Here is a 26,153-nt window from a genome sequence, read left to right on the forward strand (position 1 = left end):
ACGGGCGCGAGCGCTCAGGATCGGTCTGAGGGATCGGAGGAGGGTGGGCCAGGTTTCCCCTCCGTCCGCTTCCCCGGAAGGCTATCGATCGCCCCCCGCCCCTTCCGCGCGCCGGCGACGACGCGGGACGCCCGGCGCGGGCCCGAGGCGACTCCCATCGCTCTTCCTTCGGGTTCACAGCCGTTCCCCGGGCGGAAAATCCGTGCGAGCCCGGAGGCCGGTTGCCACGTCGTCGACCATTGCCACGCACACCTCGCGCGGGACCTCGTCGAAACGCCGGTGTCCAGGTCGCTGGCACCCGCATCCAGGCGCCAGACGTCTCGAAAACCGGTACGCACGCGGCTCGGCTGTCACTGACGGAGTGTGAGCGTGCCGCCCGGCGCACGGTCGATCCGGGTGCCGTGGGCGCGGCTGATCCGGTCGAGGGTGGTCCGCAGCCACTCCGCGTCCTCGGGCGAGGCGTGCTCCAGGCGCATGCGCCGGGCCTGGAAGGGCACCATCCGCACGCTCGGCGGAGTTCCGGTCCCGGGCTCCGCCGGTACGAGCGTGACGAGGTACAGCAGCCGCAGGTCGTCCCGGTACCGCTCGTATCCGCCGATCCCCTCGTAGTCGTCGACGAAGTCCCCGCAGCCGTACAGGATGAGCCGCCCCCGGTACACCTCCAGCGGGCGCGGATGGTGCGAGGAGTGTCCGTGGACCACGTCCGTTCCGCCGTCGACGAGGGCGCGGGCGAAGCGGACCTCGTCGCGGGAGACGGCGAAGCCCCAGTTGGCGCCCCAGTGGACGGACACCACCGCGATGTCGCCGGGCCGCTTCAACGCCCCTATGCGCCCGGTGAGTTCGGCCGCAGCGGCGGCGGACGGGCCGGCCACGAGAGCCACGCCCGCCCGTCGGTCGGTCGCGGCCCACTCGGGCGGGATGCCGCTGGACGGCATCCCGCAGGAGAAGACCAGCACACGGCCGCCGTCGCGCACCGGGACGACCGCGGGCCGGCGTGCGTCCCGCGCGCTGCGGCCCGCTCCCGCCGTCCTGAGCCCGGCGTCCGCCAGGGCGGTGAGCGTCTCGTCGAGTCCGGGGTGTCCGAAGTCGAGGACGTGGTTGTTGGCCAGGGTGCAGACGTCGGGGCGGACGGCGGCCAGGCACGGCAGGTTCGCCGGGTGCATGCGGTAGTGGACCTCCTTGTCGGGCGCGAAGGAGCCGCCTTGCGCGACGCTGGTCTCCAGGTTGAGGATCCGGGCGTCGGGCGCGGCCCGGTCGAGGACGTCCAGGGCCTCGCCCCAGGGCCAGGAGTGGCTCACCGGCCGGGGGATGGGCCCGTCGGCCGCCTCGGCCAGCTCGACGTAGGCACGGGCGTCCCGGACGTACGTCTCGCGCAGCACGGGGTCGCCGGGGTGCGGGAGGATCTGGTCGACGCCCCGGCCCAGCATCACGTCACCGCAGAGGGACAGGGTGACGCTCATGGTCACGGGCCGGGTCAGGCCGCCGCGGGAGCCGGTGCCATGTGGTCGGTGAACCAGTCCCGGGCCAGCTCCATGACCTGCTCCAGGGCGCCGGGTTCCGCGAAGAGGTGGGTGGCGCCGGGGACGACCGCGAGCCGGTTCTCGCAGCGCAGCCGGGTCTGTGCCTGCTGATTCACCTCGAGCACCTGCTGGTCGCGCCCGCCGACGACGAGCAGCGTGGGTGCCGTCACCTCCGGCAGCCGTGGCCCCGCCAGGTCCGGCCGGCCGCCCCGGGAGACGATCGCGGCGATCCGCGCCCCCGGCTCGGCGGCCGCCCCGAGTGCCGCGGCCGCGCCGGTGCTGGCGCCGAAGTAGCCGACGGGGAGCCCCTCGGTGCCGGGCTGTCCCCGCAGCCAGCGGGTGGCGTCCGCCAGGCGGCGGGCCAGCAGGACGGTGTCGAAGACGTTGGCCCGGTCGACTTCCTCCTCCTCGGTGAGCAGGTCGAACAGCAGGGTCGCGAGCCCGGCCCGGTTCAGCCCGGCGGCGACGAAGCGGTTACGGGGGCTGTGCCGGCTGCTGCCGCTCCCGTGTGCGAAGGCCACGACCCCGGGTGCGCCCTCGGGTACCGTCAGCCGCCCGGGCAGCACCGCGGCTCCGGCCCGCACGTCCACTTCCCGGTCCTCGGGCGGGGCGTGGTACGGCGCGGTGCGGGCCTCGCGGGCCGGCCGGGCGGCGGCCGCTTCCAGGCAGGCGACGACCTCGTCGTCGCCGGTCTGGGTGAAGTCGTCGTAGTACGGGCCGATGGCGAAGAAGCCCCACGGGGTGTGCAGGCACACGAGTTCCTCGGCGTCGTCGCCCAGCCGCTCGGTCCAGTCCGGCGGCGCCACGGGGACCGCCAGCACGATCCGCGCCGCTCCGCGGGCACGGGCGATCCAGCAGGCGGCGCGCGCCGTCGAGCCCGTGGCCACGCCGTCGTCGACGACCACGGCCGTACGGCCCTGGAGCCCGACGGGTGCCCTGCTGCCCCGGTAGCGCCGGGCCCGGCTCTCCAGTACGGCCCGCTCCCGCTCCTCGACCCGGGCCAGCCGGCCGGGGGTGACGCCGGCGCTGCGCAGCACGTCCTCGTTGATCACCCGGGCGCCGCCCTCACCGATCGCGCCCATGCCCAGTTCGGGCTGATACGGCACGCCCAGCTTGCGCACCAGACAGACGTCGAGGGGTGCGCCGAGCGCCTCCGCGACCTCGGCGGCAACGGGGACACCTCCTCGTGGCAGTCCCAGGACGACCGCGTCGGCGCCCCTGAGGTGGGTGAGCCGGGCGGCCAGCTGCCGGCCGGCGTCATGACGATCGGTGAAGTACACGGTCCGGCCCTCCTCGCACGGCCCCGCACCTCCATCCTGCACCTGCGCGCAGGGAAAGCGCAGTGTGGCCCGGGGTGCGGTCGGTGCCGGGCGGGCCCGCCGCGCGGTTCCTAGACTGTGGACATGGTCCGGCCCAACGACGAGGTCGAGGCGCTCCTGCAGGAGTACGCGGACCTCGTCGCCGTCACCGGAGGCGACGCGTTCAAGGCCCGCGCCTACGAGAAGGCCGCACGCGCGATCGGCGGCCACCCCGCCGACGTCTCCCGCCTCGACGTCGCGGGACTGCGGGAGATCCCGGGCGTGGGCAGGTCGATCGCCGAGAAGGTCGTCGAGTACTTCCGTACCGGCACCGTCGCCGCCGTCGAGGAGCGGCGGGCCGAGATCCCGGCGGGGGTGCGGCAGCTGATGACCATCCCCACCCTCGGCCCGAAGAAGGCCATGGCGCTCTACGAGGACCTGCGCATCTCCTCGGTGGGCGAGCTGACCGACGCCATCAGGGACGAGCGGCTGCGCGACCTGAAGGGCTTCGGGGAGCGCACCGAGGAGAACATCCTGCACGGCATCGCCCTGATGCGGCAGGCCGGCGAGCGGATCCTGCTGAGCACCGCCACGGAGGCCGCCGAGGAGATCGTCGCGGCGCTCTCGGGGATCGACGGCTGCGAGAACTGCGCTCCCGCCGGGTCGCTGCGCCGCGTGAAGGAGACGGTCGGCGACATCGACGTCCTCGTCGCCGCCGACCGCTCGGAGCCCTTCATGGCCGCGCTCACCGGGCTGCCCTCCACAGCCGAGGTGATCGCACACGGCCGGAAGAAGACCTCGGTCCGTACCGTCCAGGGCGTCCAGGTGGACCTGCGGGTGGTGCCGCCGGACTCGTGGGGTGCCGCCCTGCAGTACTTCACCGGCTCGAAGGCGCACAACATCCGCACCCGTACGATCGCCGTCCGCATGGGGCTGAAGCTCTCCGAGTACGGCCTGTTCGAGAACGAGGGCGGCCGGCGGGTCGCCTCCCGGTCCGAGGACGAGGTGTACGCCAGGCTGGGCCTGCCGTGGATCCCGCCCACGCTGCGCGAGGACCGGGGGGAGATCGAGGCAGGGCTGCGCGGCGAGCTGCCCGAAGTGGTGACGGAGGCCGACATCAAGGGTGACCTGCACACCCACACCGACCTCACCGACGGCCTCGCCCCGCTGGAGGAGATGGTGGCGGCGGCCGCCGGACGGGGGTACGCGTACTACGCGGTCACCGATCACGCGCCGGACATGTACATGCAGCGCATGACGGACGCGAAGATGCTCGCCCAGCGCGAGCAGGTGCGCTCACTCGACGGCGCTCACGGCGGGATGCGGCTGCTGCACGGCAGCGAGCTGAACATCGGCCCCGACGGCGAGGTCGACTGGCCCGACGACTTCCTCGCGGGCTTCGACCTCTGCGTGGCCTCGGTGCACTCCCACTTCGGCCTCGGCCGGGAGGCGATGACCCGGCGGATCGTACGCGCCTGCGAGCACCCTCACGTCCATGTCATCGGCCACCCGACCACCCGTCTGATCGGCAGACGGCCCGGGATCGACGCCGACCTCGACGCGGTGTTCGCCGCCTGCGCCCGCACGGGTACGGCCCTGGAGATCAACGCCCAGCCCGACCGGCTCGACCTCGGCGACGAGGACATCCTCCGGGCCCGCAGCCTCGGGGCGAAGTTCGCCGTCGACAGCGACGCCCACTCCTTGCGCCACCTCGACCACATCCGCTACGGGATCGGTCTGGCCCAGCGCGGCTGGCTCACCCCGGACGACGTGATCAACACCTGGCCCCTGCGGCGGTTGCGCCGGTTCCTGCGCAAGGGCCGGTCCGACTGAAGCATCACGTGCCGGACATAACGGGACACATGACGTATCGTCAACCGGCCTCCGTCACCGCGCCGGTACGGAGCGAGTTCGCCCTTCCGAACCACACGCAGGCATGTGAAACTGTCGTCCCGTCCGCAGTGCGGACCCCTCCGCACCGACCCCCACGAAAAGTGCGCCGTGCGTTCTCTCCCCCTGCCGCTCACCCTGACCGCGCGCCTGTCCCCCGTCGCCGTGCTCGCCTGCGCGGGCTGGGCACTGGCGTCCGGACCGCTCGCTCCGGCGCCGGCCGCCGAGCACGGGACGGCCGCCAAGACGGGTACGCAGGCGTCGGCCACGGCCCCGTCGACCACGGCGCAGACCAAGACGTACGCGGCGGCCCCCGCGCCGTGCGCCGGCGTCACCGGGAGCACGGTCAAGTCACTGGTGCCGGGCGCCAAGGCGGGCGGCAAGGAGATCCCCTCGACGGACACGCAGGTGCGCCGCACCTGCTCGTGGAACGCGCTCAAGGGGTACGACTACCGCTGGCTCGACGTCTCCTTCGAGATCACCGGCTCGGACGACGAGGCCAAGGAGTCGTACGCCGATCGCGTGAAGGAGCACAGCGGCGGAGGGGACGTCCCCGGGCTCGGCGACTCGGCGTACTCCGTCGTGAACCTCACCACCGAGGACAAGCAGCAGACCCGCGAGGGCGTGGTGCTGGTCCGTGCCTCCAACGCGCTGGTGATCATCACCTACAACGGCAGTGACTTCGAGTCGAAGAAGGCACCCAGTACGGACGTGATCAACAAGGGTGCCATCAAGGCCGCGAAGGACGCGGTGGCCGCGCTGGAGGACGGCCGGTAGAACCGGCCGCCCTCCGCCCGGGCTCGCGTCACGCCTCGGCCGTCTCCCGGCCCCGCAGCAGCATCAGCACCACGTACAGCACCATGGAGGTGCCCAGGCCCACCGCCCAGCCGTAGTCGGCGAGCGGTTCGAGGGCCGGGACGGGCCGGCCGTCGATCAGCGGCTTGAAGCTGGCTCCTCCGACGGCCAGCACACCGCCGGCCAGGAAGGCGACGACGGCCCGCCAGTTCCAGCCGTTCTCGTACCAGTAGCGGCCGCCGCTGCGGTAGAGGTCCGCCAGCACCAGCCGACCCCGGCGCAGGATCCAGTAGTCGGCGATGAGGATGCCGGCGACCGTGCCGAGCAGACCGCCGACCAGGCCCAGCCAGGTGAAGATGTAACCCTGCGGGTCGGAGTACAGCTTCCACGGGAAGATCAGCACGCCGAGGACACAGGTGGCGAGCGCGCCGGCCCGGAAACTGACCTTTCTGGGCGCGATGTTGGAGAAGTCGAAGGCCGGCGAGACGAGGTTGGCCGCGATGTTCACCGACAGCGTCGCCACCAGCACGGTCACGAGCGCGAAGAGCAGACCCACCACGTTGTCCGTCTTCGCGGCGAGCTGGACCGGGTCCCAGACGGTCTCGCCGTACACGGCCTGCGAGCCGGAGGTGACCATCACGGACAGCAGCGCGAACAGCGTCATGGTGGTCGGCAGGCCGAGCGCCTGTCCCCAGGTCTGCGCTCTCTGACTCTTGCCGTACCGGGTGAAGTCCGGGATGTTCAGGCTCAGAGTGGACCAGAAGCCGATCATGCCCATGAGGGAGGGCCAGAACAGCTTCCAGAAGTCACCGCCCCAGCCGAGCTTGGAGGGCTGGTCGAGCAGCGGGCCGAAGCCGCCCGCCTTGTTGCTCATCCAGATCAGCATCACGAACGCGCCGACGAGTACGAACGGCGCCGCCCAGTTCTCGAAGCGACGGATGGTCTCCATGCCCCGGTAGATGATCGCGACCTGGAGCGCCCAGAAGATGGCGAACGACAGCCACATGGTCCACGCGTAGCCGCCGATCTTCCCGGCGTCGCTCCAGCCGCTGCCGATCAGCTTCCCGGCGAGGAAGTAGATCGCCTCGCCGCCGATCCAGGTCTGGATGCCGAACCAGCCGCACGCCACCAACGCCCGTACGACAGCGGGGAGGTTGGCGCCCCGGATGCCGAAGGCGGCACGGGCGAAGACCGGGAAGGGGATGCCGTACTTCGGTCCGGCGTGCCCGGTGAGCAGCATCGGGACCAGCACGATCACATTGGCCAGCGCGATCGTCAGCACGGCCTGCTTCCAGTCCATGCCGACCGCGATCAGCCCGGAGGCCAGGGTCCACGAGGCCGTGTTGTGGGCCATGCCGACCCACAGCGCCGAGAAGTTGTACGTGGTCCAGGTGCGCTTCTCGACGGGGACCGGCAGCAGGTCCTCGTTGGCGTACGGGCCGCTGGGCAGCGGCGAACCAGGGGCGATCTCCACCCGGCCGTCGGCCAGGGTCACTTGGGCGGACGGCGGTATGGCCGTGGGAGCGGTGTCGGTCATGGGCAGGCCAATCAAACGAGGGGCGGATCCGGAAAGGCCGTGCGGGTCTCCGGCCCCCTCCCCGCCGGAAGGGGCGGGGAGGGGAGAACTGGAGTGGGGGGTGGGGTGGTGTCGATCCTGGTTGGGTGCGTCAGCCGTTGACGGCGGGGATCACCGTCGTGCCGTACACGTCGATGACCTTCTCCTGCGCGTCGTGCATGTCGTAGACGGCGAACTGGTCGACGCCCAGCTCGCGCAGCGCGTTCAGCTTCTCGATGTGCTTCTCGACCGGGCCGATGAGACAGAACCGGTCGACGATCTCGTCGGGCACGAACTGGGTGTCCGGGTTGTCGGCGCGCCCGTGGTGGGAGTAGTCGTACCCCTCGCGGGCCTTGATGTAGTCGGTGAGTTCGTCGGGTACGGCGGCGGAGTGCTCGCCGTACTTCGACACCAGGTCGGCGACGTGGTTGCCGACCATTCCCCCGAACCACCGGCACTGCTCGCGCGCGTGGGCGAGCGCCTCCGGCGAGTCGTCGTCGGTGACGTACGCGGGGGCGGCGACGCAGATCTTCACCTCCGCCGGGTCGCGTCCGGCGGCGACGGCCGCGTCCTTGACCGCCTTCACCATGTACTCGGTGAGGTAGAGGTCGGCGAGCTGGAGGATGAACCCGTCGGCCTCCTCGCCCGTCATCTTCAGCGCCTTGGGCCCGTACGCGGCCATCCACACGGGGAGTTCGGCGCCCTCCTTGATCCAGGGGAACCTGATCACCGTACCGCCGAGGTCGGCCTCTCCCCCGCTGCCGAGGGCCCGGATGACCTTCATCGCCTCGCTGATGCGGGCCAGCGTGTTGGGCTTGCGGCCCGCGACGCGCATCGCCGAGTCGCCGCGGCCGATGCCGCAGACCGTGCGGTTGCCGAACATGTCGTTGAGGGTGGCGAAGGTGGAGGCGGTGACCTCCCAGGTGCGGGTGCCCGGGTTGGTGACCATGGGGCCGACCGTCAGCTCGGTGGTGTTCGCCAGGATTTGACTGTAGATCACGAACGGCTCCTGCCAGAGCACGGCGGAGTCGAACGTCCAGCCGTAGGTGAAGCCGTGCTCCTCGGCACGCTTCATCAGGCCGATGACCCGCGAGGCCGGCGGATCGGTCTGCAGGACGAGTCCGAAGTCCATGTGCGCCACTCCTAGTTGAGGTACTGACAGGTGGACCGCGGGGTGTAGACGCCGTGTCCCGTGCGCCCGGTGAACTCCCGCTCGGTGATGACGGGTTCGCCGCGCGAGAGCACGGTCTCGACCCGGCCGGTGACGCTCTTGCCCTCGTACGCCGAGTAGTCGACGTTCATGTGGTGGGTCACCGCGGACAGGACCTGCTCGGCGTGCGGGTCGTAGATGACGACATCGGCGTCCGCGCCGGGGGCGATGGTGCCCTTCTTCGGGTACATGCCGAACATGCGGGCCGGGGTGGCGCAGGCGATCTCGATCCAGCGGCGGCGCGAGATGTGCCCGTCGACGACGGCCTGGTGGAGCAGGTCCATACGGTTCTCGACGCCCGGCAGGCCGTTGGGAATCTTGGAGAAGTCGCCCCGCCCGAGCTCCTTCTGGCCCACGAAGCAGAAGGGGCAGTGGTCGGTGGAGACCACCTGGAGGTCGTTGGTGCGCAGGCCCCGCCACAGCGCGGCCTGGTGCTCCCTCGGCCTGAGCGGGGTCGAGCACACGTACTTGGCGCCCTCGAAGTCGGGCTCGGCGAGGTTGTCGGTCGACAGGAACAGATACTGTGGGCAGGTCTCGCCGAAGACGTTCAGCCCCTCGTCGCGCGCCCGGGCCAGCTCGGCGACCGCCTCCTGCGCCGAGACGTGCACGACGTACAGGGGGGCGCCGGCGACCTGGGCCAGCTTGATCGCGCGGTGGGTGGCCTCCGCCTCCAGGAGGGCCTTGCGAACCTCGCCGTGGTAGCGCGGGTCGGTCTCGCCGCGGGCCAGCGCCTGCTCCACGAGCACGTCGATGGCGATGCCGTTCTCGGCGTGCATCATGATCAGTCCGCCGTTCTCGGCGGAGCGCTGCATGGCGCGCAGGATCTGGCCGTCGTCGCTGTAGAAGACGCCCGGGTAGGCCATGAACTGCTTGAAGGAGGTGACGCCCTCCTCGACGAGGTGGTCCATCTCCTTGAGCGTCCCCTGGTTCACATCGGAGACGATCATGTGGAAGCCGTAGTCGATCGCGCAGTTGCCCTCGGCCTTGGCGTGCCAGGCGTCCAGGCCCTCGCGCAGGGTGTGGCCGACGCTCTGCACCGCGAAGTCGACGATCGTCGTGGTGCCGCCCCAGGCGGCGGCCCGGGTGCCGGTCTCGAAGGTGTCGGAGGCGAAGGTGCCGCCGAAGGGCAACTCCATGTGGGTGTGGGCGTCGACGCCGCCCGGGATGACGTACTTCCCGGTCGCGTCGATGGTTCGCTCGGCAGTCCATGCTTCGGCGGCAGGGGTATTCGATGCGGCGAGGGCGGCGATACGGCCGTCCTCGATCAGGACGTCGGCGTGGATCTCGTCGGAGGCGGTGATGACGAGACCGTTCCGGATGACGGTACGGCTGCTCATGGCTTGACTCCGCTGGGGTGTAGTCGGGTGCGGGTCGTCGTGGGCTGGTCGCGCTCACGCGGCGGAAGCCGCATATCGGGCGGGATCCCGCGCCCCCTGAAGGGGTTCGCCCTTCAGGGGGCGCGTGTCACCGCCCGTGTCAGGGGGCCGTCAGCGGGCCGTATGCCTCCGGGCGGCGGTCGCGGTAGAACTGCCAGCGGTCGCGGACCTCTCGGAGCTTGGCCAGGTCGAGGTCGCGGACGACGAGTTCGGTCTCCTTGTCGCTCGCCACCTCGCCGACGAACTGTGCCTCCGGGTCGACGAAGTAGCTCGTCCCGTAGAAGTCGTTGTCGCCCAGGTCCTCCACACCGACCCGGTTGATCGCGCCGACGAAGTACTCGTTGGCGACGGCGGCCGCCGGCTGCTCCAGCTGCCACAGGTAGCGCGAGAGGCCACGCGAGGTGGCGGAGGGGTTGAAGACGATCTCGGCGCCCGCGAGGCCCAGGGCACGCCAGCCCTCCGGGAAGTGCCGGTCGTAGCAGATGTAGACGCCGATCCTGCCGACGGCCGTGTCGAAGACCGGCCAGCCGGCGTTGCCCGGGCGGAAGTAGAACTTCTCCCAGAAACCGGGGACTTGGGGAATGTGGTGCTTGCGGTACTTGCCGAGGTACGAGCCGTCCGCGTCGATCACGGCAGCGGTGTTGTAGAGGACGCCGGGCTGTTCCTCCTCGTACATCGGCAGGATCAGGACGATGCCCAGTTCCCTCGCGAGCGCCTGGAAGCGCCCCACGATCGGGCCGTCGGGGATCTGCTCCGCGTACTCGTAGAACGCCTTGTCCTGGACCTGGCAGAAGTAGGGTCCGTAGAACAGCTCCTGGAAGCACAGGACCTGGGCACCCTGCGCGGCCGCGTCGCGGGCCGCCTGCTCGTGAACCTGGATCATCGATTCCTTGTCGCCGGTCCAGGCGGTCTGGAAGACGGCGGCACGGATCACTCTGCTCATCGGGACCTCCGGTCGCTCGGTGTGCGAGAAGGCTAGGAAGTCCCAAAGCAGGCTTTGAGTTGCACCGTGTCACGTTTGCGGGCGTGTGGCGTGCCACGGTGTCACGCCTTCGCCGTCCCATGTTTCACCGCCGTTTTCCCAGGTCGTTCCATGTTTCACCGCTGTTGCGCGTCATGCGCGAGGAGCGCGATGTGCACCGACGCCGCCTGCTCGAAGTCGTCGAGGTCGACGCCGAGCCGGGCCTGTATCGCCTCCAGCCGTCGGTACAGCGCGGGCCGGGACACGTGGTGCAGCTGGGCGGTGCGGGACTTGTTGCGGCCGGTGGCGAGATAGGTCCGCAGCACCGACAGCAGATCCTCGTCGGCGGCGCACAGCAGCCCGTCCAGCTCCCGCTCGGCGAAGGACTGCACCTGCGGGTCGTCCCGCAGCAGCCGGATCAGCCCGCGCAGATGGACGTCCCGCAGCCGTACGACGGCCGGCAGGTCGAGCGCGGCCGCGGAGTCGGCCACGGCGTCCGCGACGTGCTGCGCCTCGCGCAGTCCGGAGGGCACGTCGTCCCAGGCGGTACGGGCGTCGGCGGCGGCGACCGTGCGGACCGCGCCGGACTCGGTGCGCAGCCGGGCGGCGAAGTGGGCCGTCAGCGCCTGGGCGTCCTGGTCGCGGGCGAGGCTCAGCAGCACGGCGGTCGCCCCGTCGGCGAGTTCGGCGACGAGCCCGGACAGCCCCAGCATGCGCAGTACGCGGTCGATCCCGGCCGGGTCGCCGTCGTGCACGACGAGCGGCACGAACGTGCGCCGGTTGACCGGCAGTCCGGCGGCCCGCGCGCGGGGCAGCAGCTGCCGGGCCGCCACGACACCGGAGACGAGGTCCGTCAGCAGGCTCTGAGCCGACTGTTCCTCCCAGGTGTGGGCGGAGTTGCCGGCGAGCATCCGGTGCAGCACGAGGGCCTCCGCGGCCCGGTCGGCGAGCAGCCGTCCGGCGGCGGTGTCGCCGCGGTAGCCGCACAGCATGATCCGGCCCCACCGCTCACCACGTCCGGCCAGCTCGGCGCGGATCCAGCCGTCGCCCTCGGTCCCGCCGGCCTGGCGGGCGATGCGCTCCCAGTCGCGCAGCACGTCGTCGACGGCCGGCCGTTCCCCGGCCGTGGCGAGGACACGGTGGGCGAGATTGGTGACGACGACGGGGCAGGCGCTGTGCTGGGCGACCTCGTCGAGGAGGCGTTGCAGCGGCGCGCCCGCGGTGATGAGCCCGGTGAGGGCCGTGCGCACGGACTCGGAGAGGCTGACGGCGGCGAACTTGCGCCGGACCAGCCGGGCCTGGACCTCCTCCGTCAGCTCGGCGAAGGGGAACGGCCGGTGCAGCACGATCATGGGCAGCCCGCACCGCTCGGCGGCCCGGCGCATCGCCTCCGGCGGGGCGGGGAAGGCGCGGCCGAGTCCGAGGACGACGGCCGCCGCCTCGGCGCGGTGCAGCGACTGGACGTACTCAACCTGCTTGGCCGGGTCCCCGGCGAGCAGCACGCCGGTGGTGAGCACCATCTCGCCGCCGCTGAGCATCACACCGACGTCGGGCGCCTCGGCGACATGCACCCAGCGCACCGGACGGTCCAGCTGACCGGCACCGGCCACCACCTCGGGCTCTCCCGCCAGCACCCGTTCCAGGGTGAGGACCTGGCGGACCGACAGCGCGGGTTCCAGCGGTTCCGTGGGTTCCAGCGGCTCCAGGATGGCGGTCATCGCGGTGTTCCCTTGCTGAGCTCTGTGACTACGAGGTGCTCCGCAGAGCGTGTTCGAGGATCGCGGCGCCCTCCTCGGCCTCCGCGACGGTGAGGGACAGCGGCGGGGCGACGCGCAGGGCGCTGGTGTTGTGGCCGCCGCCCTTGCCGATCAGCAGGCCGCCCTCGCGGGCCGCCTCCAGCACGGCGGCCGCGCGCTGCGGGTCGGCGTCGTCCGTGCCGGGCTTGACCAGCTCGATCCCGATCATCAGCCCCCTGCCACGCACCTCCCGTACGCCCGGCACCTGGGCGGCGACCACGCGCAGCCGCTCGATGAGCAGTCCGCCGACCCGGCGGGCGTTGCCCTGGAGGTCGTGCTCCAGGAGGTAGGCGAGGTTGGCGAGGCCCGCGACCATGGTGAGCTGGGTGCCGCCGAAGGTGGAGATGCTGTTGGCGTCGAGGCAGTTCATGATCTCGGAGCGGGCGATCACCCCGCCGATGGAGGTGCCGTTGCCGATGCCCTTGGCGAAGGTGACGATGTCCGGCGGGCCGCTGTGCCCGTGCGCCTGCCAGCCCCAGAAGTGCTCGCCGGTGCGTCCCCAGCCGGTCTGCACCTCGTCGGCGATCCACAGGATGCCGTGCTCCCGCAGCACCTCGCGGAAGGCGGCGTACAGGCCGTCCGGCGGTGAGGTGAAGCCGCCGACGCCCTGGATGGGCTCGGCGATCAGGGCGGCGGGCTGGCGGGTGTGACCGAGCAGGTCCCTGAGGTCGTCGACACAGGCCGCGATGAAGGCGGCGTCGTCGAGGTCGGCGTACGGGCCGCGGGTGCGGACGCCGCCGTGGACGTACAGCGTCTGCAGCGGTGACAGGGAGGTCGGGGACCAGCCGCGGTTGCCGGTGATGCCGACCGCGCTGAAGGAACGGCCGTGGTAGCTGTTGCGCATCGCCAGGATCGTGTTGCTGCGCCGGTAGGCCGTCGCCAGCAGCAGCGCCGTGTCGTTGGCCTCGGTGCCGGAGGTGGTGAAGAAGACGCGCGCGTCCGGGATGGCGCTGACGTGGGCGATCCGCTCGGCGAGCTCGACCATGGGCCGGTTGAGGTACAGCGTCGAGGAGTGGATGATCCGCCCGGCCTGTTCGCTGACCGCCTTGGTCAGCTCGGGCAGGGCGTGCGCGGTCATCGTGGTGAGGATGCCGCCGAAGAAGTCCAGGTACCTGTTGCCGTCGGCGTCCCAGACGTGCCGCCCCTCCCCGTGGGTGATCTCCAGCGGGTCGTCGTAGTAGAGGGCGAGCCAGTCCGGGAGGACGCGGCGGTGTCGGTCGTAGAGGTCGTTCACGGCTGCACCAGCCCTTCGTAGGCGTCGGGGCGGCGGTCGCGGTAGAAGGCCCACGTCTGCCGCACTTCCTCGATGAGGTCGAAGTCGAGGTCCCGGATGACGAGTTCCTCGCTCTCGTCGCTGGCGACGTCCCCGACGAACTGGCCCCGCGGGTCGACGAAGTAGCTCGTCCCGTAGAAGTCGTTGTCGCCGTACTCCTCGACGCCGACGCGGTTGATCGCGGCGACGAAGTACGCGTTGGCGACGGCCGCGGCGGGCTGTTCGAGCCGCCAGAGGTGGGAGGAGAGGCCGCGGTGGGTGGCGGAGGGGTTGTAGACGAGTTGGGCGCCGTTGATCCCGAGTTGCCGCCACCCTTCGGGGAAGTGCCGGTCGTAGCAGATGTAGACGCCGACCTTTCCGACAGAGGTGTCGAAGACCGGCCAGCCGATATTGCCGGGCCGGAAGTAGTACTTCTCCCAGAAGCCCTTGACCTGCGGGATGTGGTGCTTGCGGTACTTGCCGAGGTAGGAGCCGTCGGCGTCGATCACGGCGGCGGTGTTGTAGTAGAAGCCCGACTGCTCGATCTCGAACACCGGCACGACGACGACCATGCCGGTCTCCTGGGCGAGCTCCCGCATCCGGCGGACGGTGGGGCCGTCCGGGACGGGCTCGGCCCAGCGGTAGTGCTCGGGGTCCTGGACCTGGCAGAAGTAGGGAGCGTTGAAGACTTCCTGGAACCCGATGATCCTGGCCCCCTGACGGGCCGCCTCGCGGGCGTGCTCCTCGTGTTTCGCCACCATGGACGCGGTGTCGCCGGTCCAGGTCGCCTGTACCAGAGCGGCGCGAACGACGTTGGCCATGAGCTGCTCCTTCGACGGGACGCCAGAGCCTCTACGCCCGTAGACGGCAGGCCGTAGAGGCACGAACGTAAGCCTCACCGGCAGCCTTGCCAAGACCATCGCCGTTAACCCGCTGAGTCCATCCCGTTTCACACTCCTGTGGGTGAGCGATGGGGCCTGCGGGGACTCTGTGTCGGCTGATTCAGGTGGTGTGCCCGGCGACCCGCAGGGCGTGGACCAGGTCCCAGTGGCGTTCGTCCGAGACGCCCCGGGCGGCCTCCACGAGCAACGGAACGAGGGTGCGCGGGTCGGCGTCGACGCTGCGGGCCGCTTCCTCGGGGGTGCGGACCCGGACGTACGCGTCGAGCAGCGCGCGTACCTCGCGTCGGTGCCCCCGCGCGGCCAGCCCCAGCACGGCCTCCCCTATCTCCGGGGCGGGCCGGGCGACGCCCTGCCGCAGGATCTGCTCCCCGTCGGCCGGGCGGCCGGCGGCGGTCAGCGCGTCCGCCGCGGCGACGAGCCGGTCGGCGGGCAGCGAGGCGGCCTCCCAGAGCAGCGTGGTCCAGTCCGCGCCCAGCCCGGCGTGCTGCAGCTCGGCCGCGAGCAGCGGGAAGCGGGCTGCCGGCCAGTGCGCGATCTCCACCAGCAGCGCGTGCGCCTCACCGCTGCGGCTCTCCGCACGCAGCCGCACCAGTCGCTCCACCGTCTCCACCGTCTCCACCGTCTCCGCCGTCTCCGCCGTCTCCGCCGTCTCCGCCGTCGCTGCCGTCTCCCGCCGCGCGGTACCGTCCATCGCCGTCTCGCCCTGCCGCTCCGGCCACGCATCCGCTTCGGCCGCCCCCGCGAACCTGGCCCCGCGCGGGGTACGTCCGGTGGTGGCAGCGGGCGCGGGCAGCGACGGCACGTCGGTCGGCGCCGCGGACGCGGGGGCGACGACGTCCTCCTCGACCATCCCGGCGAAGCGGGCACTGCCCCGTCGGCGCCTGCGCTGCTTGGGGATGGGGGCGGGGGCCGGGGGGTCCGCCTCGGCGGGGGCGGGGGCGGGAACGGGGGCGGTGTCGGCGGCGAGCCTGTCGGTCACGGCCGACTGCGGGGCGCCCGGACCGCCGCCCGCCGCACTGGCCTCACTGGGCCGCGGCGCGTACTGACCGTGGGTGCCGGTGTCCGAGGTTCCGTGGCCGTATCCGTCCGTCACCGGCTCACGCCCGCTGCCCGAACGCGCCTCGCTCCCCCGCCGTATCGCCTGCGCGTCCCAGATCTGCCCGGTGCCCGCCCGCCGGTCCGACTCGGCCATGCGGGAGCGCAGTTCGGTACAGCGGGCGGTTGCCCGGTCATGGTCGTCACGGGCCCAGGCGAGGTCGAGGCGGATGGCGTCGGCCTCCTCCTGCGTGGCGGCCGCGGCGAGCATGTGGCCCAGTTGGGCCTGCCGTTCGGCCGCGTACCGCTGCTCGCGGAGCATGACGTCGAGCCGGTCTCCGAGGGCATCACGGCCACCGGGCCGGGCGTCGTACGCGATGAGCGCGGCGATGTGCAGGGAGCGAACCCGTTCCTGCTCCTCGGCGGCGACCTGGGGCCCGTACGCCACGGCGAGGTCCTGGAACAGCGCCTCCATGACGTCCCAGGGCGGCACTTCGCGCCCGGTGAGGCAGGCCTGCATGCCTTCGGGGTCGCGTTGCCAGAAGACCCCGCACCAGCCGCCGCCCTGGTCCAGGCGCGCCAGCAGACCATCCAGGTAGTTCGCGAACTCCCGCACTTGTCCCGGGAGTTGATCCACAGTCATCGCTCAACTCCCGCCAGACCGAGCTCTCCGGTCCGTAGGCAACACCAGCCGTGTTACGGCAAGGTCACGAACACTTTTCAACGAGTGAGCGGGCGCCTCCTTGCGCGATCTTGACCATTGCGCGCAGACGGATCGAGCGGCAGCCGCCTCACGCCACGGCCAGGGCGCACTGCCCGGCCAGCTCATCCATCGACAGTCCGAGGGCACGCGCGAGCGCCGCCACGGTGAAGAACGCCGGCGTCGGAGCGCGTCCGGTCTCGATCTTGCGCAGGGTCTCCGCGGAGATGCCCGCGCTCGCCGCGATCTCGGCCATGCTGCGGTCGCCGCGCGACTCGCGGAGCAGTCGACCGAGCCGCTCGCCGCGTTCACGCTCTTCGGGGGTGAGAGGGGTACGCACCATGCCGCCATTCTAATACCGGTATAATAATTGGCATGGTGGAACTGAAGACAGACACATCGATCGACGCCATGTACGCGGCGGGCCAGGTCGTCGCCAGAGCGCTGACGGCCGTACGCGAGGCCGCTGACGTGGGCGTATCCCTGCTGGAGCTGGACGAGGTGGCACGTGAGGTACTGCGCGCCGCGGACGCGAGCTCACCGTTCCTCGGCTACCGGCCCTCCTTCGCGCCCACCGCGTTCCCGGCCGTCCTCTGCGCCTCGGTGAACGACGCGATCGTGCACGGCATCCCGACCCGCTACCGCCTGCGCGACGGCGACCTCCTCTCCGCCGACTTCGGCGCCAAGCTCGGCGGCTGGGTCGGCGACTCGGCGATCAGCTTCACCGTCGGCCGCCCGCGCCCCGCCGACCTGCGCCTGATCGAGACCGCCGAGCGCGCACTCGCGGCCGGCATCGAGGCGGCCGTCGTGGGGAACCGCATCGGCGACATCGCCCACGCCATCGGCACGGTCTGCCGGGCCGCCGGCTACGGCATCCCCGACGGCTTCGGCGGCCACGGCATCGGCCGCCACATGCACGAGGACCCCGGCGTCCCCAACGAGGGCCGTCCCGGCCGCGGCCTCCCTCTCCGCCCCGGCATGGTCCTCGCCATCGAACCCATGCTGATCGCCGGCGGCACCGACGGCTATCACGCGGCCCCCGACGGCTGGACCCTCAAGACGAACGACGGCTCCCGGGCGGCCCACGCGGAACACACGGTGGCGATCACGGAAACCGGACCGAGGGTGCTGACGGCTCGACAGCAGGCGTAACGGAACACGGACTGTGACGGCTCAGTCCAGGGTGGCGAGGTGGTCGGCGGCGCCTCCGGTCCACTCGATCATGAACAGAGTCGCGTCGTCACTGGTGCGCCCCTCCCGTTCCTCCTTCAAAAGGTGGGAGAGGCGGCGCACGGATCCCCGTACCCCGGATTCCTCGTCGTGTTCGAGGCGGTTGACGCAGTCGATGAGCCGCTCCTCGCCGAACGACTGGCCCTGCTCGTTGCGCTCCTCGGTCACGCCGTCGGTGTAGCAGAGCAGCCGGTCGCCGGGCTTCAGCTTGAACTGGCTGACCTGCGGCTGTTCGTCCCCGAAGCCGGCCGGCAGAGTCGTCGGGCTCTCCAACTGCCGGACGCCCCGGTGGTCGCGGATCAGCAGGGGCGCGGGATGGCCCGCGTTGACCCATTCCAGATGGCCCGTCGTGATGTGCAGGTGCATCATCTGCGCGGTGACGAAGTGGTCGGGCCCGAACTGCCTGGCGATGGCCTGGTTCATGAAGACGTACTTCTCGGCGAGGTCGATGTCGGAACGGCGGGCGTGCCGGTAGGCGCCGATGGCGACGGTCGCCATGGTGGCGGCGTCCAGTCCGTGGCCCATGGCGTCGACGACGGCCACGTGCAGGATGTTGTCGTTGAGCGCGTAGTCGAAGCTGTCGCCCGCGACGGTGTAGGCGGGTTCGAGGATTCCGGCGACCGCGACCTGGGGTACGGCCATCGCCAGCGGCGGCAGCAGGGACCACTGCATCTCGGCGGCCGCGCTCATGGGTTCCCGTCGCCGGGCCTGGAAGAACAGGTCGGTGTAGCTGTGCTTGGTGACCAGCATGTCGGCGACCAGGGCGGCCAGCCTGCGCAGCAGGCGCCGATCGTGCTCGTCGACGCTGTCCAGGGTGATGGCCATGACGCCCACCTGGTCGCTGCCGTCCAGCAGCGGCATGTACAGCCGGACACCGCCGTCCATCGCCACTTCGACGGGCTTCGCGCCCAGGGAGGCCCGGCCCGCGGCCGAGTCGGTGATCGGCTCGGGTCCGCCGACGACCAGCCCCCTGCCCGCCAGCGGTACCAGCAGGGTCTGCGCGTAGTCCTGGAGGAGGATCGAGACTTCGTGCCCGCCGATCCTGGCCACCTCTTCCGCGACCAGCGGAGCGATCAACTGAGGAGGCAGGCCCAGCGCCCGGTCCAGCAACAGCCCCAGCAGCCGTTCTCCGAACCCCTCCGACCGGTCCACCTCTCCTTGCCGGACTTCCACCCGTCCTCTGTCATACGCCGACTCTCACGCGGCTGCTTCCCAGAAGTGCCGATCAGTCCGACGGCGGGCGTGTCCCCATCGCACGGCCCGGCCCATCGGGGAGCGGCCGCAGCCGGCCTGCCGGCGAGCAGTGGGCCCAAGGGTCACCCCGCCCCACCAGGCGCCGACATGCCCAACCCCCCTCTTCATGCCAAGGTGAGTAAAGGGACCCACCCGGTGTAGCCCGGCACGGAAAGGGCACCCGTCGGCACCGCAACGCACATGCAAGTCGATCGAACGGAACGCCATGACCAGCGGCTTCACCAGCCCGGAGGGCTACGGCGACCCCTTCGGCGAATTCCTGGCCCGCTTCTTCGGCGGCCCCCGCCCCGGACCTCGTCAGATCAACATCGGCCAGCTGCTCAGTCAGCCCGCCAGGGAACTCGTACGCGGCGCCGCCCAATACGCCGCCGAACACGGCAGTCGCGACCTGGACACCGAGCACCTGCTGCGCGCCGCCCTCTCCGCCGAGCCGACGCGCAGTCTGCTCAGCCGGGCGGGCGCCGACCCGGACTCGCTGGCGACGCAGATCGACGAGCGGTCCGGTCCGGCCCAGCACCCGCCGGGCGAGGCCCCGCCGCCCACCTCGCTGTCCCTGACGCCCGCCGCCAAGCGCGCCCTGCTGGACGCGCACGAACTGGCCCGCTCGCGGGGCGCCGGTCACATCGGCCCGGAGCACGTGCTGAGCGCCCTGGCCTCGAACCCGGACTCCGCGGCCGGCCACATCCTCAACTCGGCCCGGTTCGGCCACACCGGCCTGCCGCCCGAGGCGCCCGAGGCCCCGCAGGCGCGTGCCGAACGGCAGCGGCCCACCGGGACGCCCACCCTCGACAAGTACGGCCGCGACCTGACCGACCTGGCCCGCCAGGGCGGCATCGATCCGGTGATCGGCCGGGAGGACGAGATCGAGCAGACGATCGAGGTGCTCTCCCGGCGCGGCAAGAACAACCCGGTGCTGATCGGTGACGCGGGCGTCGGCAAGACCGCCATCGTGGAGGGCCTCGCCCAGCGGATCGCGGACGGGGACGTGCCCGACGTCCTGACCGGCCGCCGCGTGGTCGCCCTGGACCTGACGGGGGTCGTCGCGGGCACCCGCTTCCGGGGTGACTTCGAGGAGCGGCTGAACAACATCGTCGGTGAGATCCGCGCCCACTCCGACCAGCTGATCGTCTTCATCGACGAGCTGCACACCGTCGTAGGAGCCGGGGGCGGCGGTGAGAGCGGCTCCATGGACGCGAGCAACATTCTCAAGCCGGCCCTGGCCCGCGGCGAGCTGCACATCGTGGGCGCCACCACGCTGGAGGAGTACCGCAGGATCGAGAAGGACGCGGCGCTGGCCCGCCGCTTCCAGCCGATCCTGGTGACCGAGCCGTCCACCGGCGACGCGATCGAGGTTCTGCGCGGTCTGCGCGACCGCTACGAGGCCCACCACCAGGTCCGCTACACCGACGAGGCGCTGGTGGCCGCCGTGGAGCTGTCCGACCGCTACCTCACCGACCGGCGCCTGCCGGACAAGGCGATCGACCTGATCGACCAGGCGGGGGCGCGGGTGCGGCTGGGCGCCCGGACGAAGGGCACGGACGTACGCGCCATGGAGCGCGAGCTGGAGCAGCTCGCGCGGGACAAGGACCAGGCGGCCGCGGACGAGCAGTACGAGCAGGCGTCGCAGCTGCGCGACCGGATCGTGGAGCTGAAGGAGCAGATCGCCCGGGCGGCGCACCACGACGAGGCCGACGAGGGGACGGACCTGCAGGTGACCGCGGAGGCCATCGCCGAGGTGGTGTCCCGGCAGACCGGCGTCCCGGTCAGCCGCCTCACGCAGGAGGAGAAGGAACGCCTGCTGGAGCTGGAGCAGCATCTGCACGAGCGGGTGGTGGGCCAGGAGGAGGCGGTCGCCGTGGTCGCCGACGCGGTGCTGCGCTCCCGAGCGGGGCTCGCCAGCCCGGACCGGCCGATCGGCAGCTTCCTCTTCCTCGGTCCGACCGGAGTCGGCAAGACGGAGCTGGCCCGCACGCTGGCGGAGGCGCTGTTCAGCAGCGAGGACCGCATGGTGCGCCTCGACATGAGCGAGTACCAGGAGCGGCACACCGTCAGCCGCCTGGTCGGCGCCCCGCCCGGGTACGTCGGCCACGAGGAGGCCGGCCAGCTCACCGAGGTGGTGCGCCGGCATCCGTACTCGCTGCTGCTGCTCGACGAGGTGGAGAAGGCGCACCCGGACGTCTTCAACATCCTGCTGCAGGTCCTCGACGACGGGCGGCTCACCGACTCCCAGGGCCGCACGGTGGACTTCACCAACACCGTCATCGTCATGACCAGCAACCTCGGTTCGGAGGCGATCACCCGGCGCGGCGCCGGCATAGGGTTCGGGTCGGGCGGCGCCGAGGCCGACGAGGAGGCACGGCGGGAGCAGATCCTGCGGCCGCTGCGGGAGCACTTCCGGCCGGAGTTCCTCAACCGCATCGACGAGATCGTGGTCTTCCGCCAGCTCACCGGCGACCAACTGCGGCAGATCACCGACCTGTTGCTGGAGAAGACGCGGCGGCTGCTGACCGCGCAGGGCGTTGCGGTCGAGTTCACCGACGCGGCCGTCGACTGGCTCGCCGAGCGCGGCTACCAGCCCGAGTACGGCGCCCGGCCGCTGCGCCGCACCATCCAGCGCGAGGTGGACAACCAGATGTCCCGGCTGCTGCTCGACGGGCGCGTGGCGGAGGGCAGCCGGGTGACGGTCGACGTCGACGAGGGGCGCCTGGCGTTCCGCACGGGCGAGGCACGTCCGGCGCCCGAGCTGTGACGTGGTGACGTGCTGACGGGCGTGACGTGCTGACGGCCTGACGTGCTGAAGGGCGGGTGCTCCTCCGGGAGCACCCGCCCTTCACGATGCACCATGCTCTACGGTGCCGGACGCACCACCATCGCCGAGCCGCCGCCCCGCCGTACCTTCTCGGCCGCGGCCAGCCACTTCCCGTTCGGCAGTCGCTGCACGCCCGTGCCCGCGCCGATCTCGGGATTGAGCTTGAAGGAGTGCCCGAGGGCCTCCAGCTGTTTCTGCGTCCCGCTGCCCCAGAGGCCGGGTTCGAGCTCAGTCTGGGCCGCGTTGCGCTGGCTGGCGTGTGGCGCGGCGATGGCGTCCACGAGCGGCATCTTCCGGTCGAGGAACTGGGTCAGGGTCTGCAGCACCGTGGTGATGATGGTCGCGCCGCCGGGTGAACCGAGCGCCACCACCGGCTTGTCGTGCCGGTCCAGCACGATCGTCGGCGAGATCGACGACCGCGGCCGCTTGCCCGGACCGGGCAGGTTCGGGTCGTGGACGGCCGGATTGGCCGGGGCGAAGGAGAAGTCGGTCAGCTCGTTGTTGAGGATGAACCCGCGGCCGGGCACGGTGATGCCGCTGCCGCCGGTCTGCTCGATGGTCAGCGTGTAGGCGACGACGTTGCCCCACTTGTCGGCGACGGTGAGGTGCGTGGTGTTCTCGCCCTCGTACGTCGTGGGTGCCGCCGTGCCACCGGTCGCGCAGGCGGCCGGGTGGCGCGGGTCGCCGGGGGCGAGGGGGCTGGTGAGGACCGCGTCGTCCTTGATGAGGCACGCCCGCGAGTCGGCGTACTTCTGCGCCAGCAGTTCCTTCGTCGGGACGTCCTCGAAGGCGGGGTCGCCGACCCAGCGCCCGCGGTCGGCGAACGCGATGCGGCTGGCCTCGATGTAGCGGTGCAGGTACTGGACGTCGCTCGCCTTGGAGAGGTCGGTGTTCTCCAGGATGTTGAGCGCCTCGCCGACGGTGGTACCGCCGGAGGAGGAGGGCGCGATGGAGTAGACGCCGAGGCCGCGGTACGAGGTCTTCGTGGGCGCCTGGAGCTTGGCGCGGTAGGCCGTCAGATCCTTGCGGGACAGGTCACCGGGGCGGGCGTTCCAGCCCGAGGCGGGGTCCACGGGCGGGTGGTTGACGGTGTCGACGACGTCCTCGCCGATGTCGCCGCGGTAGAGGGCGCCGACCCCCTTGCGTCCCAACTCCGCGTAGGTGCGGGCGAGATCGGCGTTCTTGAAGGTGGAGCCGACGACGGGCAGTTGTCCGCCGGGCAGGAACAGCTTCGCGGTGTCCGGGAAGGAGCGGAAGCGGGTCTCGTTGGCGGCCGTCTGTGAGCGGAAGGTGTCGTCGACGGTGAATCCGTCGCGTGCGATCCGCTCGGCCGGCTTGAGGACCGTACCGAGTGTCCGGCTGCCCCAGGTGTCGAGTGCCGTCTGCCAGGTGGCGGGGGTGCCCGGCGTGCCGACGCTGAGGCCGCTGGTGACGGCGTCGGCGAAGGCAAGGGGCTTGCCGTTCTCGAGGAAGAGGTCCGAGCCGGCGGTCAGCGGGGCGGTCTCGCGGCCGTCGATGGTGTGCACGGTGCGGGACTTGGCGTCGTAGTAGACGAAGTAGCCGCCTCCGCCGATGCCGGAGGAGTAGGGCTCGGTGACACCGAGGGCGGCGGCGGTGGCGACGGCCGCGTCGACGGCGTTGCCGCCCTTTCTGAGGACCTCGATGCCGGCGGCGGAGGCGTCCGCGTCGACGCTGGCCACGGCGCCGCCGTAGCCGACGGCCAGGGGGGCTTTCGCGACGGACGTGCTCGGGGCGGCGGGTGGCGCTGTCGCCCCCACAGACACCACGGCGGCCGAGACCGCCAGGACCGACAGTTTGCGTGCGACAGGGCGACGCATCCGCACCTCCAGTCAGGGACCGTCCGCGCAGCTTAATCCAACGCCCCGCACCCGTCAGGTATCTCGAACGCGAGTGTGCGTCGCGCCCGCTACCATGCGCGCCCATGAACGACGACGTGCGCAACATCGTCCTGGGCGTGATAGCCGCAGGTGTCAGTGCCGCGCTCGGCTGGCTGGCCCGCACGTACCTCTGGAAGAGGAAGCTGCGGCGCAAACAGGCCTTCTTCGGGCTGCCGGACAACTCCGAGTCGCTGCTGGTGGTGAACCGCAAGGCGGGCGGCACCGAGATGTCGGTGGCGCGCCACGACGTGTTCGCCCTCCTCGAACTCGCCGCGCTCATCAAGGACTGCAACGCCCACACCCAGGTCGTCGGCCACGACACGGCACGGCAGGGTTTCGGGGAACGCACGGAGTTCTGCGTCGGCGGACCGAGCTCCAACTCCCGGATGGCGGCTCACCTCACATCCCTGTTGCCGGGCATCCGGGTGAACGTCGACAGCGAACCCGGCCCGGACCGCGGCTCCTTCCTGATCGGCAGCGAGCACTATCGGTGGGAACCCGGCAGCAACGAGTACGTGCTGCTGGCCCGGCTCACCGCGGGCCAACGCCGGGAGGAGCGGCCGGTGTTCCTCTTCTGCGGGCAGCAATCGATCACCAATCAGGCGGCGACCCGCTATCTCGCCCGTCACCACGAGCGGCTGGCCCGCAAGCACGGCAACGGCTCCTTCGTACTGCTGCTGAAGGTCGTCAACTCCCAGGCGTACGGTCCCGATGTCGTCGAGCTCGTCGCGGACGTGACCCGGGCGGCTCAGGCGCCCCTGCCGGAACCCACGCCCACCGCTCCACGCCCTTCACACCGCTCCTCCTGAATACCTGCACAGGCCAACAATCGTTACTGCCACGTAACTTACCGACGGGTTACCTGCGGTAAAGAACCGCGGTTACCGTCTGGTCACTTTGCACTGACACGAGTGAGGAGTGACCCTGTGGGACACCAGCACCGCAAGGCCCTGCGTACGACCGCCGTGGGCGCCGTCTCCGCGACCCTGGTCGCCGGGGGCGTCCTCGGCCTCGCCCCGGCCGCGCACGCGGCGGACGCCGGCGTGCGCTTCGTCGACATCACGGGCGAGGGCGGCACCGTCCTCAAGGCGAACGTCGTCACGCCCGCCGGAGCGGACGCGTCGCACCGCTACCCCCTGGTCGTGCTCCCCACGAGCTGGGGCCTGCCGCAGGTCGAGTACCTCGCCCAGGCCCAGCAGCTCGCCGACTCCGGCTACGTCGTGCTCACCTACAACGTGCGCGGCTTCTGGCAGTCCGGCGGCGAGATAGAAGTGGCGGGGCCACCCGACGTGGCGGACGCCTCCAAGGTCATCGACTGGGCGCTGGCCAACACCCCGTCGGACGCCCGGCACATCGGCATGGCGGGCGTCTCCTACGGCGCCGGGATCAGCCTGCTCGCCGCGGCGCACGACAAGCGGATCAAGGCGGTCGCCGCGCTCAGCGGCTGGGCCGACCTCATCGGCTCGATCTACTCCGGCCGCACCCAGCACGTCCAGGCGGCGGGACTGCTCGACGGGGCGAGCCTCGTCACCGGGCGGCAGAGCGCCGAACTCCGGCAGATCTTCGACGACTTCTACGCCTCGAACCTGGCGAAGGAGCAGGACATGATCGACTGGGGGAAGAAACGTTCTGCCGGAACCTACGTGGACCAGCTCAACCAGAACGGCGCGGCCGTCATGCTGGCCAACGCCTGGGGCGACACGGTCTTCCCGCCCAACCAGTACGCCGACTTCTACGAGAAGCTGACCGGTCCGAAGAGACTGGAACTGCGCCCCGGCGACCACGCGACCGCCGAACTCACCGGCCTGTTCGGCCTGCCCAACGACGTCTGGACCGACACCCGGCGCTGGCTCGACCGCTACCTCAAGGGCACGGACAACGGCATCGACCGCGAGCTGCCGGTGCGTCTGAAGTCCCGTTCGTCGGGCGGCTACGAGGGATACCCGGACTGGAAGTCGGTCGGCGCCACCGGTCGCAAGATCGATCTGGCGGGCACCACCACGATCCGCACCAACGTCGACTCCGGGGCGGACGGCGGGATCGTCTTCCTGTCCAGCATCCTCGACCAGGCGGCCCAACTGCCCCCGGTGGCCTCGATCCCGCTGCTCCCCCGCCGCTGGGCCGCGGTCTGGCAGTCAGGAAAGTACGCGACCGCCCAACACATACGCGGCACGGCCGAGTTGCACACCACGGTCACGCCCACCAAGGAGAGCGGCACCCTCGTCGCGTACCTCTACGACGTGGGGCCGCTCGGCCTCGGCAAGCTGGTCAGCCACGCGCCCTGCACCTTCCACGGGCGTACACCCGGGAAGCCGTTCGGTATCGGCCTGGAGCTGTACTCCACGGCCTACGACGTCCCGGCAGGGCACCGACTCGCCCTGGTGGTCGACACGGTCGACCCGCTCTACATCGAGCACAACCCGCCCGGCGCGCAGCTGACCTTCTCCTCGCCGGCGAACGACCCGTCCTACGTGTCGATTCCGCTGCGCGAGCAGTGATCTCCGGCTGCCGCCGGTCGGGCCTGGCTCCGTGAGCTGCCACCCCCCTACGGTCTCGGGGCCATGGGGGGCTTCCCCAACCGGCAGCGGCGTCCCGGTTTCGGCCACGGGCATGAACGGCACATCGTAGTCGAGGACCGACACGACGGTTTTCCCGGTGGGACGAACTCAGTG

The 26,153-nt window shown here is 71.3% G+C and carries 19 protein-coding genes; 6 read left to right on the top strand and 13 right to left on the bottom strand.

What is annotated here, in order from left to right:
- Positions 1-350: 350 nt before the first annotated feature.
- Positions 351-1,460, bottom strand: coding sequence for a CapA family protein (locus IG99_RS14450; protein WP_051865403.1), 1,110 nt, complete (start codon positions 1,458-1,460; stop codon positions 351-353).
- Positions 1,461-1,474: 14 nt separating this feature from the next.
- On the bottom strand, positions 1,475-2,800 hold the full coding sequence (locus IG99_RS14455; protein ID WP_037673801.1) for a phosphoribosyltransferase: 1,326 nt from the start codon (positions 2,798-2,800) through the stop codon (positions 1,475-1,477).
- Positions 2,801-2,923: 123 nt separating this feature from the next.
- On the opposite strand from IG99_RS14455, the gene polX reads away from it, so the two are divergent.
- Both polX and IG99_RS14465 read left to right on the top strand, forming a co-directional pair.
- The gene (gene polX / locus IG99_RS14460) at positions 2,924-4,651 is read left to right on the top strand and encodes a DNA polymerase/3'-5' exonuclease PolX (RefSeq protein ID WP_037673803.1); all 1,728 of its coding nucleotides are present in this window, start codon (positions 2,924-2,926) and stop codon (positions 4,649-4,651) included.
- A gap of 168 nt (positions 4,652-4,819) precedes the next feature.
- Positions 4,820-5,485, top strand: a complete 666-nt coding sequence (locus IG99_RS14465; RefSeq protein ID WP_037673923.1) for a hypothetical protein — start codon at positions 4,820-4,822, stop codon at positions 5,483-5,485.
- A gap of 28 nt (positions 5,486-5,513) precedes the next feature.
- Here the strand turns inward: IG99_RS14465 and IG99_RS14470 are convergent, their stop codons facing one another.
- From IG99_RS14470 to IG99_RS14510, 9 genes are all read right to left on the bottom strand, one after another.
- Positions 5,514-7,040: an NCS1 family nucleobase:cation symporter-1 gene (locus IG99_RS14470; RefSeq protein WP_037673806.1), complete on the bottom strand. Its 1,527-nt coding sequence runs from the start codon at positions 7,038-7,040 to the stop codon at positions 5,514-5,516.
- Between the two features lie 130 nt (positions 7,041-7,170).
- Positions 7,171-8,190 carry a TIGR03842 family LLM class F420-dependent oxidoreductase gene (locus IG99_RS14475; RefSeq protein ID WP_037673809.1) on the bottom strand — a complete coding sequence of 340 codons (1,020 nt, stop codon included), beginning with the start codon at positions 8,188-8,190 and terminating at the stop codon, positions 7,171-7,173.
- An 11-nt stretch (positions 8,191-8,201) separates the two neighbouring features.
- Positions 8,202-9,605, bottom strand: a complete 1,404-nt coding sequence (gene hydA, locus IG99_RS14480; protein WP_037673812.1) for a dihydropyrimidinase — start codon at positions 9,603-9,605, stop codon at positions 8,202-8,204.
- Between the two features lie 139 nt (positions 9,606-9,744).
- Positions 9,745-10,587, bottom strand: a complete 843-nt coding sequence (locus IG99_RS14485) for a nitrilase-related carbon-nitrogen hydrolase (RefSeq protein WP_037673815.1) — start codon at positions 10,585-10,587, stop codon at positions 9,745-9,747.
- A gap of 155 nt (positions 10,588-10,742) precedes the next feature.
- Complete coding sequence (locus tag IG99_RS14490; RefSeq protein ID WP_037673817.1) at positions 10,743-12,323, bottom strand: PucR family transcriptional regulator; 1,581 nt, start codon at positions 12,321-12,323, stop codon at positions 10,743-10,745.
- 28 nt (positions 12,324-12,351) lie between these two features.
- Positions 12,352-13,635, bottom strand: a complete 1,284-nt coding sequence (locus IG99_RS14495) for an aspartate aminotransferase family protein (protein WP_037673819.1) — start codon at positions 13,633-13,635, stop codon at positions 12,352-12,354.
- Positions 13,632-14,474, bottom strand: a complete 843-nt coding sequence (locus tag IG99_RS14500; RefSeq protein WP_037673822.1) for a nitrilase-related carbon-nitrogen hydrolase — start codon at positions 14,472-14,474, stop codon at positions 13,632-13,634. The genes IG99_RS14495 and IG99_RS14500 overlap by 4 nt, the downstream gene beginning before the upstream one ends.
- 181 nt (positions 14,475-14,655) lie before the next feature.
- Complete coding sequence (locus tag IG99_RS14505) at positions 14,656-16,233, bottom strand: hypothetical protein (RefSeq protein ID WP_037673823.1); 1,578 nt, start codon at positions 16,231-16,233, stop codon at positions 14,656-14,658.
- 148 nt (positions 16,234-16,381) lie between these two features.
- Entirely contained in the window at positions 16,382-16,633 is a 252-nt protein-coding gene (locus IG99_RS14510) for a helix-turn-helix domain-containing protein (RefSeq protein ID WP_037673825.1), read from the bottom strand.
- A gap of 32 nt (positions 16,634-16,665) precedes the next feature.
- Between IG99_RS14510 and map the strand changes: the two genes are divergently transcribed.
- Positions 16,666-17,442, top strand: coding sequence for a type I methionyl aminopeptidase (gene map, locus IG99_RS14515; protein WP_037673827.1), 777 nt, complete (start codon positions 16,666-16,668; stop codon positions 17,440-17,442).
- A gap of 21 nt (positions 17,443-17,463) precedes the next feature.
- Here map and IG99_RS14520 read toward each other — a convergent pair whose 3' ends face one another.
- On the bottom strand, positions 17,464-18,672 hold the full coding sequence (locus tag IG99_RS14520; RefSeq protein WP_078947702.1) for a PP2C family protein-serine/threonine phosphatase: 1,209 nt from the start codon (positions 18,670-18,672) through the stop codon (positions 17,464-17,466).
- Between the two features lie 307 nt (positions 18,673-18,979).
- Here IG99_RS14520 and IG99_RS14525 point away from each other — a divergent pair, with 307 nt between their 5' ends.
- Entirely contained in the window at positions 18,980-21,523 is a 2,544-nt protein-coding gene (locus IG99_RS14525) for an ATP-dependent Clp protease ATP-binding subunit (RefSeq protein ID WP_037673836.1), read from the top strand.
- 98 nt (positions 21,524-21,621) lie between these two features.
- Here IG99_RS14525 and ggt read toward each other — a convergent pair whose 3' ends face one another.
- Positions 21,622-23,421, bottom strand: coding sequence for a gamma-glutamyltransferase (gene ggt, locus IG99_RS14530; RefSeq protein ID WP_037673840.1), 1,800 nt, complete (start codon positions 23,419-23,421; stop codon positions 21,622-21,624).
- 104 nt (positions 23,422-23,525) lie between these two features.
- Here ggt and IG99_RS14535 point away from each other — a divergent pair, with 104 nt between their 5' ends.
- A complete protein-coding gene (locus IG99_RS14535; RefSeq protein ID WP_199815519.1) occupies positions 23,526-24,290 on the top strand; it encodes a hypothetical protein in 765 nt (254 codons plus the stop codon).
- A 117-nt stretch (positions 24,291-24,407) separates the two neighbouring features.
- Positions 24,408-25,979 carry a CocE/NonD family hydrolase gene (locus IG99_RS14540; RefSeq protein ID WP_037673843.1) on the top strand — a complete coding sequence of 524 codons (1,572 nt, stop codon included), beginning with the start codon at positions 24,408-24,410 and terminating at the stop codon, positions 25,977-25,979.
- Positions 25,980-26,153 lie beyond the last annotated feature (174 nt).

Source organism: Streptomyces griseus subsp. griseus, from assembly GCF_000720255.1.
GTDB lineage: Bacteria > Actinomycetota > Actinomycetes > Streptomycetales > Streptomycetaceae > Streptomyces > Streptomyces griseus_I.

Bases quoted from the DNA above. Each gene is read 5' to 3' on its own strand.
- IG99_RS14505 (WP_037673823.1), bottom strand. From the start codon at position 16,233: ATGACTGTGGATCAACTCCCGGGACAAGTGCGGGAGTTCGCGAACTAC.
- IG99_RS14510 (WP_037673825.1), bottom strand. From the start codon at position 16,633: ATGGTGCGTACCCCTCTCACCCCCGAAGAGCGTGAACGCGGCGAGCGG.
- IG99_RS14535 (WP_199815519.1), top strand. From the start codon at position 23,526: ATGAACGACGACGTGCGCAACATCGTCCTGGGCGTGATAGCCGCAGGT.
- polX (WP_037673803.1), top strand. From the start codon at position 2,924: ATGGTCCGGCCCAACGACGAGGTCGAGGCGCTCCTGCAGGAGTACGCG.
- IG99_RS14450 (WP_051865403.1), bottom strand. From the start codon at position 1,460: ATGAGCGTCACCCTGTCCCTCTGCGGTGACGTGATGCTGGGCCGGGGC.
- hydA (WP_037673812.1), bottom strand. From the start codon at position 9,605: ATGAGCAGCCGTACCGTCATCCGGAACGGTCTCGTCATCACCGCCTCC.
- IG99_RS14485 (WP_037673815.1), bottom strand. From the start codon at position 10,587: ATGAGCAGAGTGATCCGTGCCGCCGTCTTCCAGACCGCCTGGACCGGC.
- ggt (WP_037673840.1), bottom strand. From the start codon at position 23,421: ATGCGTCGCCCTGTCGCACGCAAACTGTCGGTCCTGGCGGTCTCGGCC.
- IG99_RS14525 (WP_037673836.1), top strand. From the start codon at position 18,980: ATGACCAGCGGCTTCACCAGCCCGGAGGGCTACGGCGACCCCTTCGGC.
- IG99_RS14470 (WP_037673806.1), bottom strand. From the start codon at position 7,040: ATGACCGACACCGCTCCCACGGCCATACCGCCGTCCGCCCAAGTGACC.
- map (WP_037673827.1), top strand. From the start codon at position 16,666: ATGGTGGAACTGAAGACAGACACATCGATCGACGCCATGTACGCGGCG.
- IG99_RS14500 (WP_037673822.1), bottom strand. From the start codon at position 14,474: ATGGCCAACGTCGTTCGCGCCGCTCTGGTACAGGCGACCTGGACCGGC.
- IG99_RS14490 (WP_037673817.1), bottom strand. From the start codon at position 12,323: ATGACCGCCATCCTGGAGCCGCTGGAACCCACGGAACCGCTGGAACCC.
- IG99_RS14475 (WP_037673809.1), bottom strand. From the start codon at position 8,190: ATGGACTTCGGACTCGTCCTGCAGACCGATCCGCCGGCCTCGCGGGTC.